The organism is Jatrophihabitans sp., from assembly GCF_046262535.1.
In the GTDB taxonomy this organism is placed as follows: domain Bacteria; phylum Actinomycetota; class Actinomycetes; order Mycobacteriales; family Jatrophihabitantaceae; genus Jatrophihabitans.
In genome coordinates this window covers 20,196-36,606 of record NZ_JBHEMO010000059.1, presented here as the reverse complement: position 1 = coordinate 36,606, position 16,411 = coordinate 20,196, and the positions used below count along the sequence as shown (strand labels likewise).

Annotated in this window: 16 protein-coding genes; 4 read left to right on the top strand and 12 right to left on the bottom strand. The window is 69.4% G+C overall.

Annotated features, from left to right (window positions below):
• Positions 1–708, bottom strand: a 708-nt coding sequence (locus ABR571_RS09180) for a cyclase family protein (protein ID WP_409452890.1), incomplete at its 3' end; no start/stop codon positions are given.
• A 57-nt stretch (positions 709–765) separates the two neighbouring features.
• Positions 766–1,701 carry a TIGR03621 family F420-dependent LLM class oxidoreductase gene (locus ABR571_RS09175; RefSeq protein WP_409452889.1) on the bottom strand — a complete coding sequence of 312 codons (936 nt, stop codon included), beginning with the start codon at positions 1,699–1,701 and terminating at the stop codon, positions 766–768.
• Between the two features lie 116 nt (positions 1,702–1,817).
• Between ABR571_RS09175 and ABR571_RS09170 the strand changes: the two genes are divergently transcribed.
• The 3 genes from ABR571_RS09170 to ABR571_RS09160 all read left to right on the top strand — a co-directional run bounded on the left by ABR571_RS09170 (position 1,818) and on the right by ABR571_RS09160 (position 6,006).
• Positions 1,818–2,282, top strand: a complete 465-nt coding sequence (locus tag ABR571_RS09170; RefSeq protein WP_409452888.1) for a Fur family transcriptional regulator — start codon at positions 1,818–1,820, stop codon at positions 2,280–2,282.
• Positions 2,239–4,470 (top strand): catalase/peroxidase HPI, encoded by a 2,232-nt coding sequence (katG, locus tag ABR571_RS09165; protein ID WP_409452887.1) that lies wholly within the window; start codon positions 2,239–2,241, stop codon positions 4,468–4,470. Before ABR571_RS09170 ends, katG begins: the two co-directional genes overlap by 44 nt.
• Positions 4,471–4,560: 90 nt before the next feature.
• On the top strand, positions 4,561–6,006 hold the full coding sequence (locus tag ABR571_RS09160) for an MFS transporter (protein WP_409452886.1): 1,446 nt from the start codon (positions 4,561–4,563) through the stop codon (positions 6,004–6,006).
• Between the two features lie 14 nt (positions 6,007–6,020).
• Here the strand turns inward: ABR571_RS09160 and ABR571_RS09155 are convergent, their stop codons facing one another.
• Genes ABR571_RS09155 through ABR571_RS09145 form a run of 3 tightly spaced genes read right to left on the bottom strand, consistent with a single transcriptional unit; the run spans position 6,021 to position 8,419 of the window.
• Entirely contained in the window at positions 6,021–6,191 is a 171-nt protein-coding gene (locus ABR571_RS09155) for a hypothetical protein (protein ID WP_409452885.1), read from the bottom strand.
• Positions 6,192–6,248: 57 nt separating this feature from the next.
• Positions 6,249–6,992: an HAD family hydrolase gene (locus tag ABR571_RS09150; RefSeq protein WP_409452884.1), complete on the bottom strand. Its 744-nt coding sequence runs from the start codon at positions 6,990–6,992 to the stop codon at positions 6,249–6,251.
• Entirely contained in the window at positions 6,989–8,419 is a 1,431-nt protein-coding gene (locus tag ABR571_RS09145; RefSeq protein WP_409452883.1) for a mannitol dehydrogenase family protein, read from the bottom strand. The genes ABR571_RS09150 and ABR571_RS09145 overlap by 4 nt, the downstream gene beginning before the upstream one ends.
• Before the next feature lie 171 nt (positions 8,420–8,590).
• On the opposite strand from ABR571_RS09145, the gene ABR571_RS09140 reads away from it, so the two are divergent.
• Positions 8,591–9,658, top strand: coding sequence for a CDP-glycerol glycerophosphotransferase family protein (locus ABR571_RS09140; RefSeq protein WP_409452882.1), 1,068 nt, complete (start codon positions 8,591–8,593; stop codon positions 9,656–9,658).
• A gap of 16 nt (positions 9,659–9,674) precedes the next feature.
• Here ABR571_RS09140 and ABR571_RS09135 read toward each other — a convergent pair whose 3' ends face one another.
• Genes ABR571_RS09135 through ABR571_RS09105 form a run of 7 tightly spaced genes read right to left on the bottom strand, consistent with a single transcriptional unit; the run spans position 9,675 to position 16,408 of the window.
• The gene (locus ABR571_RS09135; protein ID WP_409452881.1) at positions 9,675–9,863 is read right to left on the bottom strand and encodes a hypothetical protein; all 189 of its coding nucleotides are present in this window, start codon (positions 9,861–9,863) and stop codon (positions 9,675–9,677) included.
• Between the two features lie 18 nt (positions 9,864–9,881).
• The gene (locus ABR571_RS09130; RefSeq protein WP_409452880.1) at positions 9,882–10,715 is read right to left on the bottom strand and encodes an EamA family transporter; all 834 of its coding nucleotides are present in this window, start codon (positions 10,713–10,715) and stop codon (positions 9,882–9,884) included.
• A gap of 36 nt (positions 10,716–10,751) precedes the next feature.
• Complete coding sequence (locus ABR571_RS09125) at positions 10,752–12,020, bottom strand: class I SAM-dependent methyltransferase (protein ID WP_409452879.1); 1,269 nt, start codon at positions 12,018–12,020, stop codon at positions 10,752–10,754.
• Positions 12,021–12,049: 29 nt separating this feature from the next.
• Entirely contained in the window at positions 12,050–12,754 is a 705-nt protein-coding gene (locus ABR571_RS09120; RefSeq protein WP_409452878.1) for an alpha/beta hydrolase, read from the bottom strand.
• Between the two features lie 55 nt (positions 12,755–12,809).
• Positions 12,810–14,417 (bottom strand): alpha/beta hydrolase, encoded by a 1,608-nt coding sequence (locus ABR571_RS09115; protein ID WP_409452877.1) that lies wholly within the window; start codon positions 14,415–14,417, stop codon positions 12,810–12,812.
• Between the two features lie 21 nt (positions 14,418–14,438).
• On the bottom strand, positions 14,439–15,293 hold the full coding sequence (locus ABR571_RS09110) for an Abi-alpha family protein (protein ID WP_409452876.1): 855 nt from the start codon (positions 15,291–15,293) through the stop codon (positions 14,439–14,441).
• Between the two features lie 14 nt (positions 15,294–15,307).
• Positions 15,308–16,408 carry an ATP-dependent DNA ligase gene (locus tag ABR571_RS09105; RefSeq protein WP_409452875.1) on the bottom strand — a complete coding sequence of 367 codons (1,101 nt, stop codon included), beginning with the start codon at positions 16,406–16,408 and terminating at the stop codon, positions 15,308–15,310.
• Positions 16,409–16,411: the final 3 nt, after the last annotated feature.

The window sequence follows — 16,411 nt, the reverse complement described above, 5'->3', positions numbered from 1 at the left end:
CGCGATGAGCACCGCACCCGTCGGTGGCAGCCGATCGAGGTTGCGCAGCTGGGTGAGGCCGTACTTGCCGGCGCCGTGCATGAACGAGTGGCAGGGGAACATCGGGTCGAAACCCGCGGCGGCGCCGGCGTCGCTGCCGACCGTCTCGACGCCCATGCCGATGACCGGCGATTGCTCGGCGACCCATTGGGCGCACGCAGCCGACAGGCCGGGGGTGTGCGGGCCGTTCTCGTCGGCGTTGAGAAACTCCTGCTGCGAGTGCGCGCGGGCGTCCCACCCGGTGCGGACCAGGAGCCAACCACCGCCAGGCAGCGGGCCGTGTTCGTTCTCCCACGCCTTGATGTCGTCCACTTCGACCAGGAAGTCCGGGTTCTCGGCGGCCTGGGCCGAGAAGTCGAGAACGGCGGCCGGACCGATGAGGCTGGTCGGCGGCACGGACGCGACATCCTGGCCGTCGCGCCCGGTGATCCAGTGGACCGGCGCGTCGAAGTGCGTGCCGGTGTGCTCGCCGGTGCGGAAGTTGTTCCAGTACCAGGCCGGCCCGGCGTCGTCGTAGCGGGAGATCAGTTCGAGCTCGAAGTGCGCCGTCTGGCCGAACTGCGCGGGCAGCTCCAGCAACGGCGTGTCGCTGGAGAGCGGCGCCGTCAGATCGATGACCTCGACCGATCCGGACGCGAGCCCGGCGACCAGAGCGGACAGGGTGGTCATCGACGTCTCCTCATCCCAACGGTTGCCCGGGACGCTATTCGCTGCCGCCGACGGGCGTCAAAGGAGCCGCTCGAGGACGGGCGCCAGCTCGTCGATGTCGCCGAGCAGCACCGACGAGACACCGAGCTCCTCGCGCAGCTGCAGGAACTTCTCGACGAGCCGGTCGATCGATCCGATGAACAGGTGCGGTGAGTCGATCACCTGATTCTCGCTCAACTCGACACCCGTACGGCTGCGCATCGCGTCGATGACGCGGCGCGCTTCGCCGTGCAGGTCATCGGTGACGGTGACCGGCCAGGTGGAGGGATAGATGTTGAACTCGAGCGACTCGAACCGCTCGCCGGCGGCCTCACGGACCCACGCGATCTTCTCCCGGGTGGCGGCCATCGTGATCGAGCCGGCGTCCAGTTTTCCGTTCTTGAGGATGCGCGGTGCCAGCCCGACGATGTCGGCCTCCCTGCCGGCCAGCTCCAGCGTGCGCCGACCGCCTCCGCCGATGAAGAACGGCGGATGTGGTCGCTGCGCCGTCGCGGGTCCGGCCGCGTAGTCGGTGATCGTGTAGTGCTTTCCGGCGAAGCTGAACGCCGCGCCGGTGAACAGGCCCTTGAGCACCGTGATCGACTCGGCCAGCCGGGCCTGCCGGATCGGCGCCGGGTCGAACCTCAGCCCGATGGCGTCGTATTCCGGCCGGTTCCAGCCCGCGCCGATGGCCACGTCCAGCCGGCCTCCGGACAGCACGTCGATGCTCGCCAGATCCTGGGCGAGCACCGCCGGATGACGAAGGTCGTTGTTCAGCACGAAGGCCGACGTGCGCAGCGTCGTCGTCGCCGCCGCGATCGTCGCCATCGCCACGACCGGCGACAGCTGGCCGAGCAAATGGTCGGGCAGGACGAGCGCGTGATAGCCCATCTGCTCGGCGCGGTTCGCCTCGGCGGCAAGCTGAGGACCGGTTCGGACGGCGCTGACATCGGCCAGGAAATGGAACGGTCGCATGCGGAAACGTTATTGAAGCGCGATCAGGCCGACGATGTCGAGGGCAGGCGCCCGCCCGCGACCATTCCCCGCCGTTTACTTGACTAAATCCAGAAAAGGCGACGAGACTCGGTGGCGTGCCCACGAAGCCGGAGGTCGAGCGCCTGCTCCGGAAGGCTTCGTTGCGGGTGACCCGTCCGCGCGTAGCGGTGTTGACCGCCGTGCACGAGCACGCCCACGCCGATACCGACTCGATCATCAGGATCGTCCGCGACGACCTGGGCGAGGTGTCCAAGCAGGCCGTGTACGACGTCCTGCGGGCGCTGAAGACGGCCGGGCTGGTTCGCCACATCGAGCCGGCCGGCTCGGTCGCGCGGTACGAAGCGCGCGTGGGGGACAACCACCACCACGTCGTGTGCCGGACGTGCGGAGCCATCGCCGACGTCGACTGCGCCGTCGGCGACACGCCGTGTCTGACGGCGTCCCATGCCCACGGCTTCGACATCGACGAGGCCGAGGTCGTCTACTGGGGCCAGTGTCCCGCGTGCGCCAGCAGGAATGCCAAGGAAATCCCGAGACAGGAGAAGGACCGACGTGTCTGAGAGCAACAGCGAGAGCGAGAACCCGGCGATCTCGTCGCCGACACCGGCGGCGACCCGGCCGAGGACGAACCGTGACTGGTGGCCGAATCAGCCCGATCTGCAGGTGCTGCACCAGCACTCGCCCAGCGCCAATCCGATGGACGAGGACTTCAACTACGCCGAAGAGCTCAAGACGCTCGACTTCGATGCGCTCAAGCGCGACCTCGTCGAGGTGATGACCACCTCGCAGGACTGGTGGCCGGCCGACTACGGCCATTACGGCCCGCTGTTCATCCGGATGAGTTGGCACTCGGCCGGCACCTACCGCATCTTCGACGGCCGCGGCGGCGCCGGTGACGGCGCGCAGCGGTTTGCTCCGCTCAACAGCTGGCCGGACAACGCGAACCTCGACAAGGCACGGCGGATCCTCTGGCCGGTCAAGCAGAAGTACGGCCGCAAGGTCTCGTGGGCCGACCTGCTCGTCCTCGCCGGCAACGTCGCCCTCGAGTCGATGGGGTTCAAGACGTTCGGTTTCGCCTTCGGCCGCGAGGACGTCTGGGAGCCGGAGGAGATCTTCTGGGGACCGGAGGACACCTGGCTCGGCGACGAGCGCTACAGCGGAGACCGCGAGCTCGGCGAGCAGTTCGGCGCCGTGCAGATGGGCCTGATCTACGTCAACCCGGAAGGCCCGAACGGCGAGCCTGACCCGTTGAAGTCGGCCCGTGACATCCGCGACACGTTCCGGCGAATGGCGATGAACGACGAGGAGACCTTCGCGCTGATCGCCGGCGGTCACACGTTCGGCAAGACCCACGGAGCAGCCTCGGGCGACTACGTGGGACCGGAGCCGGAGGGCGCACCCATCGAGCAGCAGGGCCTGGGATGGAAGAACTCCTACGGGACCGGCGTCGGCGCCGACGCGATCACCAGCGGCCTCGAGGTCGTCTGGACGCCGACGCCGACCAAGTGGGACAACTCATTCCTCGAGACGTTGTTCGCCTACGAGTGGGAGCTCACCAAGAGCCCCGCCGGTGCCTGGCAGTGGCAGCCCAAGGGCGGCGCCGGCGAGGGGACGATTCCCGGCCCCCAGGATCCGGCCGACAAGCGTCGGCCGACGATGCTGACGAGCGACGTCGCCCTGCGGGTCGACCCGGTGTACGAGCAGATCGCCCGCCGGTTCCTCGAGCACCCGGACGAGTTCGCCGACGCCTTCGCCCGCGCTTGGTACAAGCTGTTGCACCGCGACATGGGACCGGTCTCGCGCTATCTCGGGCCGTGGGTGCCCGAGCCCCAGCTGTGGCAGGACCCAGTCCCCGCGGTGGATCACGAGCTCGTCGGCGACGAGGAGATCGCCGCGCTCAAGCGCACGGTGTTGGAGTCGGGACTGGCCGTCTCGCAGCTCGTCACCAGCGCGTGGGCGTCGGCCGCCACCTTCCGGGGCACCGACAAGCGTGGCGGCGCCAACGGCGCCCGGATCCGGCTGGAGCCGCAACGGAACTGGGCGGTCAACCAGCCGGCCGACCTGGCGACCGTGCTGTCGACGTTGGAGCGCATCCAGCAGGAGTTCAACGCCGCCCAGTCGGGCGGAAAGCGCATCTCGTTGGCCGATCTGATCGTGCTGGGCGGCTGTGCGGCCGTCGAGCAGGCGGCCCGCAACGCCGGACACGACATCCTGGTGCCCTTCTCGCCCGGGCGTACGGACGCCACCCAGGAGCAGACCGACGTCGAGTCGTTCTTGGTCCTGGAGCCGCGGGCCGACGGCTTCCGGAACTACCTGCGGGCGGGTGAGAAGTTGTCGCCGGAGACGCTGCTCCTGGATCGCGCCAACATGCTGACGCTGACTGCTCCGGAGATGACGGTCCTCATCGGCGGTCTGCGGGCGCTGAACGCCAACGTGGGGCGTTCCCCGCTCGGCGTGTTCACCGATCGCCCGGAGACGTTGACGACCGACTTCTTCGTGAACCTGCTCGACATGGGCATCGAGTGGAAGACCTCGGTCTCGACCGAGAACGTGTACGAGGGCCGGGACCGCTCCACGGGCGAAGTGAAGTGGACGGCCACGGCGGTCGACCTGGTCTTCGGTTCCAACTCGCAGTTGCGGGGACTGGCCGAGGTCTACGCGACCGACGACGCGAAGGAGAAGTTCGTGCGCGACTTCGTCCGCGCGTGGGACAAGGTCATGAACCTCGATCGGTTCGACCTGGCCTGACCTCGAGCCGGCTTGATCAACAGACGGCTCTCGTCGATATTCGACGGGAGCCGTCTCTTGATCATGGAGCGACCCTCCTAGGGTGAACTCATGAGCGCCGTCGCGGATCCGGAACTGGATCCGCGGCGGTGGCTGGCTCTGCTGACCTGCTGCAGCGCCCTGTTCATGACGCTGCTGGACGTCAGCGTCACCAACGTGGCGCTGCCCTCGATCAGCCGAGCCACGGCAGCAACGCCGGCGCAACTGCAGTGGGTGGTGAGCGGTTACACGCTGGCGTTCGGCCTCGTACCGGTGCTGGGCGGGCGGCTGGGTGACGACCACGGCCGCCGGTTGATGTTCCAGGTCGGCGTGGGCGGCTTCATGGCCACGAGCTTGCTCGCCGGGCTCGCGCCGACGGCAGGGATCCTGATCGCCGCGCGCGTCCTGCAGGGTCTGGCCGGCGGCTTGATCAATCCGCAGGTGTCCGGCCTGGTCCAGCAGCTGTTCCCGGGGGAGGAGCGGGGTCGGGCGTTCGGCGTCCTCGGCACGACGGTGGGGATCGGCGCGGCGCTCGGCCCGGTGCTGGGCGGCGCGCTCATCGCGCTCGGCGGTGCGCACGTGGGCTGGCGGCTCGTGTTCTTCATCAACGTCCCGATCGGCCTGGCGGTCATCCTGGTCAGCCGACGGTTGCTGCCCGACGACCCGGCCACCGGCCGGCACCGGCTCGACGTCGCCGGGGCGGCCCTGCTGGGCGGGGCGACCTTCTGCGTGCTCTTCGCCGCCGTCGAGTACGACGCGCTGCACGACGGGCGGCTGGCGTGGCTCGCCCTGCCGGCCGCGATTCTGCTTGCGGCCTTCGCGCGGCGGGAGAGCCGGCTGACGCGCCTGCGGCGCGACCCGCTCGTCGATCTGCACCTGTTCCGGGTGCCCTCCTACACCTCCGGCGTCCTGCTTGCGATCACTTTCTTCCCGGCGATGGCCGGCTTGACGCTGGTGCTTGCGCTCTACTACCAACAGGGACTCGGCTATTCGGCTCTGGCCTCGGGACTGGGCGTGATGGCCTACGCCGTGGGCAGCGGAATCGCAGCGCCGCTGGCCGGCCGCGTCGTCACCCGCATCGGCCGCCCGCTCGTGCTGGCCGCCACCGCGACGTTCGGAGCCGGCGCCACAGCGCTGGCGGTGCTCGCGACGCATGCCCATGGCGCCGGAGCCGCGCTCGTGCTGGCGCCGGCCCTGTTCGTGATGGGCGCCGGGTCGGGCGCGATCATCACCCCCAACCAGGCGCTCACCCTGATGGAGGTCGACCCCGTCACCGGAAGCACGGCGGGCGGAGTCCTGCAGACGGCGCAGCGCATCGGCCTGGCGATCGGCCAGGCCGTGATCGGCGCCGTGTTCTTCGCCAACATCGGCGGTCCGGGGGCCGCCGCGCGGCGTTACGCCGACGGCCTCCGCGCGGCGGTCCTCGCGGCGCTCGCCTTCGTCGCGCTGGCCGCGGTGGTAGGCGGCATCGACCTCGTTCTCAACCGGCGGCGGCGCGAGAGCATGTCACCGCGCTGACGTGCCCCAGGCGGCTACTCGTCGTTGTCGCCGCGATCCTGCTCCGCTTCTGAGCGGCCGTCCTGCGGGCTCTCACTCGGCTCGCTGGCCGGCGTCGGAAGCGACGAACCGGTGGCCGTCGATTCGGTGGTTTCCGGCTTGTTCCCGGCACCGGAGCCGACGATGGGGTCCTCTTGCTCGCTCATGATCTCCTCCAGCTCGAAGCGGATCGCTGCCCTTTCGGTACCCAGTCGGGCTGCGGGTTATCCGGCAAGCGCCTCGACGAGCTCCGGCCAGGAGCGGAACACCGCTTCTGCGCCGGCGTCCAGGAGCTCGGTCGCCCGTCGGCCCTGCTCGGATCGGCCGACGAACCGGACGAGACCGACCGTGCGGATGCCGGCCGCCACTGCCGACTTTGTTCCGTTGGTCGAGTCTTCGATCGCCACAGCGCTCGAGGCCGGGATGCGCAGCGAGCGGAGAGCATGCAGGTAGATCGCCGGGTCGGGCTTGCTGACGGGGGTCGGCAGGCTGTCCTCGACGCTGTAGAGCGCATCTGCGGCGAAGAATCGGTCGACCCCGGTCACGGCGCAGCAGACGGCCACCCGGCGCTCGGCGCTGGAGGTGACGATGGCCAGCTCGAATCGCTGCTTCAGGTCGGCGAGCGCCGACATCACCTCGTCGTCGGTCGCCAGCGTCTTCTGCAGGTGCGCCGTGACGTCCTCCTGCTCCCGGTCGACCCACCGTCCGAGTTCGGTCGCGTCGACCTCGACGCCGGCCGAGGCGAGCAGGTCGCGGGCGGTCGCCCGGAAATTGCGCCCGGCCCCGACCCGACGCAGCTCCTCCGCAGTGAACGTCCCCTCGAGCCCGTAGTGGGCGGCGAAGTTTTGGGTGACGATCGCCGAGGCGTCGTAAGTCGGGTCCTCCGACGGGAACAGGGTTCCGTCGGCATCGCACAACAGGGTCGTGACGCCGGTCAGGTCCGTCAGGCTCTGGCCCGTGATCGTCATGCGTCCTCGAAGCAGGTGGCGATGGCGGCCTGCACTCCGCGTTCGTCGAGCAACCTCACCAGGCGGTTGATCTCGGCGCAGAACTGCTCGCCGCGGGCCAGATCGCCGAAGATGCCCTCGACCTCCAGGAACGGACGCGCATCCTCACCCGCGGTCCGGGCGAGGGGCTGGAGCTCGTCGCGGCGAGCATCCTTGACCTCGATCGGCTCGCCCTGCAGATCCGTCCCCTGCAGGTAGCGGCACCAGGCGGCAACAACGAGCGTGAGCAGGCGATGGGGCCGGTCCTGCGCCTCGTGCACTGACGGCAGCACGTAGTCGACCATCTTCGTCGACCCGCGCCCGCACAGGCGGGCGAGCTGATCACCGATCTCGGTGTTGCCGAACCGCTCGAGCAGGTCGCGCTGGTAGCCGTCGAGCTCCATGCCCGCGACGTCCCCGGGCAGCAGCGGGGCCACCTCGTCACGCATCAGCGCGGTGATGAACCGGTCGATCTGCGGGTCGGCCATCGCTTCATCGGTCCGGCGGTACCCGGCCAGGTAGCCCAGGTAGCCGAGCGCGCAATGCGTGCCGTTCAGCAGCCGCGACTTGATCAACTTGTAGGGGGCCACGTCGTCGACGAACCGGGCGCCGACGCGGTCGAGTTGCGGCCGGTCGTTGCTGAAACAGTCTTCGATGACCCACTGCGAGAACTCCTCGGTGACCACCGGCCAGCCGTCGTCGATGTTGAACTCGTCCTGCACCTGGTCGCGGACCTCATCGGACGTCGACGGCGTGATGCGGTCGACCATGCTCGACGGGAAGCAGACGTTCGCGTCGATCCATTCCACGAGTTCGGGCGAGCGGCGGGCGGCCACGGCCAACACGGCCCGCCTGGCCGCTGCACCGCTGTCGGGCAGGTTGTCGCACGACAGCACGGTGAACGGCGCCACGCCGGCCTGACGACGATTGTCGAGTGCTTCCACGACCGGGACGAACACCGAGTCACCCTGCTGCATCTCGTCGTCGACGCGATAGCCATCGGCCGTGATCGTCATCGTCACGAGGCGGGTCTGCGGGTCAGCCATCCGCTCGGTCACCGCGGCCGGATCGTCGGCCAGCAACAGGTAGTCGACCATCGATCCGACCACGCGCGCCCGGCTCCGGTCGCCCTGTCGCTCGACGACGAGGAAGAGATGGTCCTGGGCTTCGAGCACCTCGCCGAGTTCGGGCCGGCTGATGCCGACGCCAACGACGCCCCATTCCGAGCAACCGGAGGCGGCCAGGTGGTCGAAGTAGACGGCTTGGTGGGCGCGGTGGAACCCGCCCACGCCGAGGTGGACGACCGCGGGTACGAGGCTGTCGCGGTCGTAGGACGGAAAACTGACGTGCTCGGCGTCCTCGGTCGGCCCGACCGTGGGCGCGTGCGCAAGTGATGAGAGGCCAACCACGGGGTACTCCAAAAAAGAGCGCAGCGCGGCGGCTGCGCGATCCGCCGGGACATCGGCGGGGCATGCGCACTTCATTCGGCGCTGCCTGAGCTCGATACCCATGGGTACGTCGCTGGTAACGGTGGCACCCGTCCCAGCGCTGCCGGCGCACCGGGGTGATGGGATGTCCGGATGAATGTCGTCCACCAGAGCTTCGAGGGCAGGTACAGCGACAATCCGCGCGCGCTGTACGAACGCTGGTTGCGCGAGCGTCCGGACGACTCGCACCTGTGGCTGGCCCACCCGGCGCACCGCTCGACGTTTCCGGCGGACGTGGTCACCGTCACGCCCTATGACGCGGAATGCGTGGCGGCACTCGAGGCGGCCGACATCGTGGTGGCCAACACGCACACGGATGTGGAGTGGACGAAACGCGACGAGAGCGTGTACCTGCAGACCTGGCACGGCACGCCGCTCAAGCGCATCCATCGCGACGTGCTGTGGGCCCCGCCGGGCCGCCTCGACCGCCTCGACCGCGACATCGCGCGGTGGGATGTGTTGCTCTCGCCGAACGGACCCAGCACACCGCGCCTGCGTCGCGCGTTCGGTTACGTCGGCGACGTCTGGGAGACCGGTTATCCGCGCAACGACCTGTTGCTGTCGCCCGACCGGGACGCGGTGCGGCGGCGGGTGCGTGCCGAGTTCGGCATCGACGACGACACCGTCGTCATCTTGTACGCCCCGACCTGGCGGGACGACGCAGTGTTCGCCGAGACGACGGCCCCGGTGCCGCTGGCGCTCGACGTGAGCGAGCTCATGGCGCAGCTGGGACCACGGTTCCATCTGCTCCTGCGCGTCCACGCGTTGCAGACCGACCGGCACACGGCGACCAGCAGTCCGTGCGTCGACGATGCGTCGCTGTACGCCGAGGTGGCCGAGCTCTATCTCGCCGCGGACGTACTGGTCACCGACTACTCGTCGGCGATGTTCGACTTCGCGGCGACGGGCAAACCGCTGCTCTTCTACGTCTATGACTTCGAACGTTTCCGCGACGACGTCCGCGGTGTGTACTTCGACCTCGCCGCCGAGGCGCCTGGCCCGCTGTTGCGCGAGCCGACCGCACTCATCGACGCGGTGCTGGATCTCGACGCCGTCCGCGAGCGCTACCGCGATCGCTACGCCGCCTTCCGGGACCGCTACTGCTCATTGGAGGACGGACGGGCGAGCGAGCGGGTCCTCCGGCGCCTCTGGACGCGCTGAGCCCCGCCGCCCGGCGTCAGCGACCGCGCCGCTTGGGCCGGTCGCGGAGCTGGATCTCGATCTTGGCTTCCTTACCGGCATGGATCGCCGATCGGATGTCGCCCATGCTGCTGGACTGCCGGCCCTTGCGCTGTTCGCGGCGCTTGGCCAGCGGCAGCGCGATCAGCAGCAGGACGACGACGACACCGAGGATGACGAGGACCACGTCTCAAGTATGCCGCCGCTACACCGTGATGAGCACGATCGATCCCAGCGCCAGCCCGAGGCCGATCCGTTGGGTCGCGGTGGTGTGCTCGCGCAGCAGTGAGACGGCCAGAAGCACGGTGATGGCGGGGTAGAGCGAGGTCAGGACGCTGGCCAGCGACAGCAGACCATGGCGCGACGCGATCAGGAAGCAGAGATTGGCCAGGGCGTCACACGCGCCGGCCAGCACGATGATCCCGAGCATCCGTCCGCGGACGATTGAGAACGCGCCGCGGGCGCGGGCCAGTGGCAGGATCAACAGCGCCGACGAGAACCTCGAGATGACCAGGGGCCACAGCCCGGAGTGGTTGCCGGCGCGGGCGAGGAACACGAAGTACAGCCCGAAGCCGAGCCCCGAGACCGTCGCGAGGACGAGAGTCCGGGCCCCGATCCGACCGTGCGGATGGGCCTCGGTGGTTCGGCTGACGAGGACCACTGCGGACAGGCCGAGCACGATACCCGACCAAGCGGTGGGGTGCGGTCGCTCGCCGATGATCACGCCGACCACGACCGGCACGATCGCCGCCAGCACCGCGGTGACCGGGGAGATGACGTTGATAGGCGCGACCGTCATCAAGCTGTACATGAGGACGACGCCGAGCAGGCCGGCGGCTCCGCCGGCCACCCCGTACACCGCTGATCGCGTATCGGGGTGACCACCGAACAGCGGCAGCATCGCCGCCATCAGCACCGCGCCCACCGGGTAGCTGAGCAGGAGCACCGTGACCGCGGTGTGCCGGCGTGACGCGAACCCGCCGGCGAAGTCCCCGATCCCGTACAGCACGGCGGCCGCCAGGCCGAGAACAACGGTCACACCCCACCGTATCGGCGATGTCCCGGCCGTTTTCGATCAGGCCGGCGCCTTGGTCAGGGTCATCTGCTGGACGTCGAGGTAACCCGTGCGGAAGCCGGCCTCGGAGTACGCGAGATACAGCGACCACATCCGCCGGAACGTCTCGTCGAAACCGAGCGCCTCGACCTCGTCGGCTCGCTCCTCGAACCGCAGGCGCCACCGGCGCAGCGTCTCGGCGTAGTGCTGGTTGAAGCTGTACCGGTCGGACACCGTCAACGATGTCTGCGCGGACAGCGCCCGCCCGATCGCCTCGACCGAGGCGAGTTGACCGCCGGGGAAGATGTACTTGCGGATCCAGGTGTACGTGTCCTTCGTCGCCAGAACGGTGTAGTCGTCCTGCAGGATGGCCTGCAGACCGACGCGTCCGCCCGGCACCAATACGCGGTCGATGGTGGCGAAGTACTCGTCCCAGTGGTTGGCGCCGACGGCCTCGATCATCTCGACGCTGACCACCGCGTCGTAGCGGCCGCGCACCCGCCGGTAGTCCTGCAGCAGCACGGTGACCTGGTCGGTCAACCCGGCGGCCCGAATCCGGTCCTCGGCCAGCGCCGCCTGCTCGGTCGATATCGTCAGCGTCGTCACCAAGGCCCCACGGGCCGCCGCGCGCAGGGCGAGTTCACCCCAGCCGGTACCGATCTCGAGCAGCCGGGTACCCGGTCCCACGCCCGCGCAGTCGAGCAGACGATCGATCTTGCGGCGCTGCGCGTCGGCGAGGCTGTCTGGTGAACGGGCCGGGTCGTCGGAGAACAGCGCGGCCGAGTACGTCATCGTCTCGTCGAGGAACAGCTTGAACAGGACGTTGGACAGGTCGTAGTGCTGGTGGATGTTCTCGCGCGCGCCCTCGATCGTGTTGTCGTGGGAGCCCGGCTGGCGGCTGAGGACCGCGTTGCGGAGCTTGTGCAGGATCGGCGGGACCATGTCGCGCATGTTGGCCGCGAACGCCGACAGCGCCCCGGTCAGGTCGTCGGTCGTCCAGTCGCCGGCCATGTAGGCCTCGCCGAAGCCGATGGTCCCGGAGTCGCCGAGCCGGGCGAAGAAGGCGTCGGGACGGACGAGGCGCATCACCGGGTCCGTGCCAGTGCCGCCGCCGTACCAGTCGGTCGGCTCGACGACGCGCAGCGGCAGGCGCCGAACGGCATGCCGGAAGATGCGCTTGGCGATTACGGCGCGCACCGGCTTGCGCGGCACCGTGGCGATGTCGGGCCAGCGCTGGTCAGCCACATGGGTCGGCGCGGGTGCGGCCGGAGCCCGGCGGGTGGCGGTCATCTCAACTCCTGTTTGGTCCGGGGCATCGATCACACGACGAGCGGGGTCTGTCCGGCAAGTACCTGGGACATGACGGCCGCAGCGGGGGAGCCGGCGTCGTCCGGCACGGTTCCGCACAATTTCTCGAGTACGTAGGACGTCGTCAACGAGTGCCAGAGCGACGCCCGCTTGAGCATCGCGTGTCCGTCGCCGCGAACCGAGACGTAGCTGGCCGAGGCCGCGACCGTGGCGGCGCGGCGGGTCCACGCCGCGGACGCGCTCCCGTTGGTGATCCGGTCGCCGTCTCCGTGAGCCACCAGGAGGTGACGTCCGGCCAGCTGCGCGTACGGGTCACCGGCTTCGATCCACGGCGCCAGGCCGACCACGGCGTGCACGGACGGATGTGCCGCCGCGTAGATGGCAGCTCGGCCACCCATGGAGTGGCCGACGAGCGCCGTCGGAACGTCCGGGAAGCGGTTGGCCAGCTGGTCTAGCGCCCACTCGACATCAGGCACCGGGGACCGGCTGGCGCCGTTCCAGCCGCGCACGACGTAGCGAAGACGAGCGACCGCGAGACCCTCCTCGGCCCCGGTTCGCCGCAGAGAACGCGCGAACGGCGCCATTCGCAGCACAGCCAGCTGGCGCGCGCGGACCGGGGTGGTGCCGTTCGCCCGCCCTCCGTGCAGAACCAAGACGACCCCGCGGACAGCGCCGGTCGGCTCGCGCACCTCGAGCGCCGGTTCCTCGGTCATCATGGAAGCCACTTCGCGCGGCACCCCACCTTCGGATCCCTTCTGAGAACCTGATCACTCAGCGCGGGCACGTCGTTCCGGCTGGTGGGAGCTTTCCCCTGACCAGGTAAGCATTCACGTAGTCGTCCACGCACGTGCTGTCCTGCAGGTAGGACGTGTGGCCTTCGCCGTCCCACGTCAGCAGCTCGGCGTTGCCGAGCGTCCTGGCCAGATCCTTCGCGCCTTGGTACGGCGTCGCCGGGTCGTGCAGGTTGCCGACCACCAGGATCTGGTTCGGTGTCGGGGCCGTCGGCAACGGCGGTACCGTCCGCTGCGGTTGCCACTGCTGGCAGGAGAACAGCGATGGCGCGGACCACAGCCCGAACAACGGGAAGCGGGTGGCCCACGACCGTGCCGTGGCCCGAATCGTGGCATCGGAGGGGCCCGGCTTGGAGTCGTTGCAGTTGATCGTCGTGTTCGCTTCGCTGATGTTCGTGTAATGGCCGTGGTAGCGCTGGTTGTAGTCGTCGGCGAGGGCGAAGATGCCCTTTGCGTCGCCGTTGCCGGCATCGAGCAGCGCCTGCCCGAGGTCTGTCCATCGCGATTGCGAGTACAACGCCGACAGCACGCCGGTGTACACGATCGAGCTCGTCGCCTTCCGGGTCTCGCCGGGCGCCGAGCTGTGGATCGGTGCCGTCGTCGCGTCGGCCGCGACCCTGGTCACCGCCTGTCGCGGGTTGCCGACGCGGTTGCACGGGCTGCGCTGCCGGCACCAGGCGGCGAACTGGTCGAAGGCACCCTCGAAGCCCTGCAGCTGGTCGGCGAAGGAGGTGATGTCGTCGGTCAGCGGGTCGACGGCACCGTCGAGGACGGCGACGCGAACCGTGCCGGGGAACAGATGGGCGTATTGGGCGCCGAGCTCGGTGCCGTAGGAGAAACCGAGGTAGTTCAGCTGCTTGTCGCCGACCGCTTCGCGGATCTGATTCATGTCTTTCGCGGCCTGGACGGTGTTGTAATCGGCCAGATCTTTGCCGTACTTCGCCGAGCACTCGTCCGCGACCGTCCTGGCGAGACGCTTGGCCTGGGCGAAACCGGTCGCGGTGCGAATGTCCGGCGCGGCCGCGTTGAGGCGGTCCTTCTCCGCGTCGCTCAGGCACTCGATCGGGCTGGACGAGGCGACGCCTCGTGGGTCGAAGCCGACGAGGTCGAAGTGGGACAGGACGGTCTCGGAGATCTGGCCGGCCAGTCCGAGCGCGAGCTCGACGCCCGAGCCGCCCGGGCCTCCCGGGTTGACGAGCAGCGAGCCGGTCGACGACGTGTTGGCGCTGTCGTGCACCCGGATCAGTTGCAGCTTGACCGTCTCGCCGTTCGGGTGGGCGTAGTCCAACGGCACCGCGATGCCGGCGCAATCGAAGCTGAGCCGCGCCTGCCGGCCGGCGGGCAGCCCAAGCGCGGAGATGTTGATCCGGTCGCTGCAGTCGGCGAAATCGGCGGGTGACTGGGCGGGCACCGGCGCGGAGCCGGCGGACGGCGCGGGCGCCGGCGTCGAACTCGGCGCGCTCGCGGAGCCGGCGAGCGCGCCGTGCCCGTTCTGGACGTCCGACGTGCAGGCAGCGAGGAGCGTGATGGTCGCCAACCCGGCCAATGCCGTGCGCGGGAGCGGACGACGACGCGATGCACGGGCCACGCCTTGCACCGTACCGAGCGGTCAGCCCGCCGGATTGGCGAGACGGTTGCGGTCGGGGGCGCAGGCGGCCCAGAAATCACGGCCGAGGGCGGACAGCGCGACGCTCTTGCGGATGAGTTTCGCGCTGCCGAGCTTGTCCGTGTCGATCTGCTTGCGGGCGAACTGGACGGCCTCGTCGGCCACGAGCTGGCCGAACTGCTTGTTCAGCTCCTCGCTTGCCGGCCCGAATTCGACGAGGCCGAAGCTGTGCAGCCGCGCGATGTAGGTCGTCGTGTTCTGCGGCCAGGCGACACCGGCGACGTTGCCCACGACGGAGGCGTTGGCCAGCACGGTGCGGCTGCCCGGGCGACCGACCTGCCGCGCGACCACGTCGACGGCGGCGAACCGGCCGCCGTCGGCCAGCGCGGCCAGGATGCGGGCTTCGTCGGGCACCAACTGGCTGACGATCGTCCCGAACAGGTACTCCCGGCTCGTCCGGTCCGTCGAGACCGACGAACGGTGCAGCAGCTCGGTCATGGCTGTCCGCAACGGAGTGGGGTCGGTGTCGGAGTTCTGGACGAGCATCATCACGCGCTGCTCTTCCGGGCTCGCGGTCCCGAAGAATTGCTGCGGCACCTCGAGCAGACGCAGCATCTCGGCGGCGGCGGCCTGCCTGAGCCGTTGCGCCTGATGCTCCATGGCGGTGACGCCGGGCAGTTGCTTGGCGATCCGCCAGCCGGAGCGGCCGAGCAGGCGCCCGACCCGGGCGGCCGTGACGATGGCGCTGCCGGCGGTGGTGGCGAGCTGGCCGTTGGCCGACGTGGCCTTGCGCTTCGCTTCCGGATGTGGCTGCGGGCGGGGGCGGGCCAGCCCAGCCTGTGCTCGGCGTGCGGCCATCGGCACAGGATAGTTCAGGGCGAAGCCGGACCGGCAGGCCGGCTGAGGTCGGGGACGATGTCGTTGAGGGCGAAGGTCAACGGCTGCTCGAGTTGCTCGTACGTGCACGATTCCGGCGTTCGGTCGTCGCGCCAGCGGACGAAGTGCGCGAGGTGCCGGAATCGGGTGCCTTCCATGTGCTCGTACTTCACCTCGAGCACGCGCTGGGGGCGCAGCGGCACGAAGGACAGGTCCTTGGTGGCGTTCCAGCGGCTCACGCTGCCCGGGAGGCGCTGTCCCTGGTGGGCCTCGGCGCTGGCCCATTCCTGCCAGGGGTGCTCGTCGCCGTCGCGCAACACCAACGGTTCGAGCTCGCCCACCAGCTCCGCCCGACGCTTCGCCGGAAACGCGCCGACGACACCGACGTGCTGCAGCTTGCCGTCCTGGTACAGGCCGAGCAGCAGCGACCCCACGAGCGGACTCTGCTCGGTCGACGTCTTGTGCCACCGGAAACCGGCCAGCACGCAGTCGGCCGTCCGAACATGCTTGATCTTGAACATGACCCGTTTGTCCGGCTGGTAGATACCGTCGAGGGGCTTCGCGATGACGCCGTCGAGACCGGCGCCCTCCAGCTCGACGAACCACCGCTGGGCGACGTCGAGATCGTCGGTCGTCGGAGTGAGATGAATGGGCGGGGACGCGGCGGCCAGCGCTCCCTCGAGGGCGGCCCGGCGGTCGGCGAACGAGCGCCTGGTGTAGTCCTCGTCGCCCAGGGCCAGCAGATCGAACGCGATGAACGACGCCGGGGTCTGCTCGCTGAGCATCGTCACCCTCGACACGGCGGGGTGGATGCGCTGTTGGAGCGCCTCGAAATCGAGGCCGCCATCGGTCGCGATCACGATCTCCCCGTCCAGCACGCACCTTTCGGGTAACTCGGCCCTGACCGCCTCGACGAGCTCCGGGAAGTAGCGGGTCATCGGCTTCTCGTTGCGGCTGCCGAACTCGACCTCGTCGCCGTCACGGAAGATGATGCTCCGGAAGCCGTCCCACTTGGGCTCGTAGGAAGCGCCGGCCGGGATGGTCGGGACGGACTTGGCGAGCATCGGCGCGACGGGTGGCATCACTGGCAGCTTCATCGG